The organism is Herminiimonas sp. (assembly GCF_030645555.1).
Taxonomy (GTDB): domain Bacteria; phylum Pseudomonadota; class Gammaproteobacteria; order Burkholderiales; family Burkholderiaceae_D; genus Oxalicibacterium.
The window spans coordinates 1-1,904 of sequence record NZ_JAUSME010000156.1; the positions used below are offsets into that span (position 1 = coordinate 1).

The following is a 1,904-nucleotide window of genomic DNA, read 5'->3' on the forward strand; positions in this document are numbered from 1 at the left end:
AGCGGCACTTCGCCACGCGCCATCTTGGCCAGTGCCGCGGCAATTTCCACTGCCGGCACATTGTGTTCGCGCTCGTAGTCTGCTATCAGCGAATGGAATACTTCCAGGCCACCGGCGGCGATGGTTTCTGCAATCTGTTCCTTGAACTTCGAGATACGCACATCGTTGACCGCTTCCACGCTAGGCAATTCCAGCACAGAGATAGGCTGGCGCGTGGCGCGCTCGATCGCTTTCAACAGATTGCGCTCGCGCGGCGCAATGAACAGTATCGCTTCGCCGCTGCGGCCGGCGCGGCCGGTACGACCTATGCGATGGGTATAGCTTTCCGGATCGTGCGGCACGTCATAGTTGATCACGTGGCTGATGCGCTCAACGTCCAGACCGCGCGCGGCCACGTCGGTAGCGACCAGGATATCGATCTTGCCATCCTTCAGTTGCTGGATAGTGCGCTCGCGCTGCTGCTGTTGTATGTCGCCATTGATCGCCGCCGCGGAGAAACCGCGCGCCTGCAATTTGCTGGCCAATTCTTCGGTACCCAATTTGGTACGCGCAAAGATGATCATGCCGTCGAAGGTTTCCGCTTCCAGGATACGCGTCAGCGCTTCCAGCTTTTGCATGCCGCTGACCAGCCAGTAACGCTGGCGGATATTGTCGGCGGTGCCGGTCTTCGCAGCGACCGTGATCAAATCGGGATCGCGCAAGTAAGTGGTCGCTATGCGCTTGATCGCGGAAGGCATCGTCGCCGAGAACAAGGCGGTCTGGCGCGATTCCGGCGTCTTTTGCAGGATCTTTTCCACATCGTCGATAAAGCCCATGCGCAGCATTTCGTCGGCTTCATCCAGCACCATGGTCTTGATCTTCGACAGATCGAGCGAGCCTTTTTCCAGGTGATCGATCACGCGACCCGGCGTGCCGACAACCACATGCACGCCGCGGCGCAAGGCGCTCAATTGCGAAACGTAACTCTGGCCGCCATAAATCGGCAACACGTGAAAACCCGGTATATGCGTCGCATAACGCTGAAACGCTTCCGCTACCTGGATCGCCAACTCACGCGTAGGCGCCAGCACCAGGGCTTGCGGCGTGGTCTGTTTGATATCGATACGGGCAAGAATAGGCAAGGCGAAAGCCGCCGTTTTACCAGTGCCGGTCTGCGCCTGGCCCAGCACATCGCGGTTATTCAGCAGCAGCGGGATAGTGGCGGCCTGGATAGGCGACGGCGACTCGTAACCGAGCTCCTTGAGCACACGCAGCAGCGGCTCGCTCAGGTTAAGGTCGGCAAATAAGGGGGTGGATGGTTCAGACATGGTTGCTCACAGGAAGATTCGGATCGCGGACTGCGAAAGATTTGGTACGCAGTTTACTCCCTTACCGGGCGAACAGACCATACCGATGGAAACCTGACTATATATAAGGCCGTGCAGAGTACGCCATCTCTATATACGTGCAGTCTCACGACTGGGCACAAAGCTATTATTGTATTTCCGGCAAGTAAGAGGTATGTTTTGGTTTTGTATATTTATAGACCCTCGTGTTAATTCAACGGGAAAGCGGGAGACTTAAATGCTAGATGAAACTGCGGAAAAGAAAATCTCTAACGAAGGCTATTTCTTTGGTTTCCTAGCGTTTATAGGCGCTGGAATCACGATTTACATTCTTGTTGATGCGCTTCCAAAGAGTAAGCTCGGAGACACTCTAAGTATCTTGCTATATGCCGTCAGCACGTTTGCTTTCTGCATAATTTTTCTAGTACATAATCGATACATTATTTGGCGAAGAAAAAATTTATGCGAGAAACGCGGACATGAGTTCGGTGCCATAGACATAGAAAACAAAGAGAAAAGATATTTAATGTGCGACCGCTGCGGATACTACAAATTTTTAGAAAGTAGCGAATAATGAAA

2 protein-coding genes are annotated in these 1,904 nt (G+C 53.5%); one reads left to right on the plus strand and one right to left on the minus strand.

The window, feature by feature from the left end:
• On the minus strand, positions 1-1,307 hold a 1,307-nt coding region (locus Q7T06_RS06340), incomplete at its 3' end, for a DEAD/DEAH box helicase (protein WP_304782074.1).
• Between the two features lie 256 nt (positions 1,308-1,563).
• On the opposite strand from Q7T06_RS06340, the gene Q7T06_RS06345 reads away from it, so the two are divergent.
• Complete coding sequence (locus tag Q7T06_RS06345; RefSeq protein ID WP_304782078.1) at positions 1,564-1,899, plus strand: hypothetical protein; 336 nt, start codon at positions 1,564-1,566, stop codon at positions 1,897-1,899.
• The last annotated feature ends 5 nt before the right edge of the window (positions 1,900-1,904 follow it).

What these genes read in the sequence shown, in the direction of transcription:
- Q7T06_RS06345 (WP_304782078.1), top strand. Translation starts at nt 1,564, where the DNA reads ATGCTAGATGAAACTGCGGAAAAGAAAATCTCTAACGAAGGCTATTTC.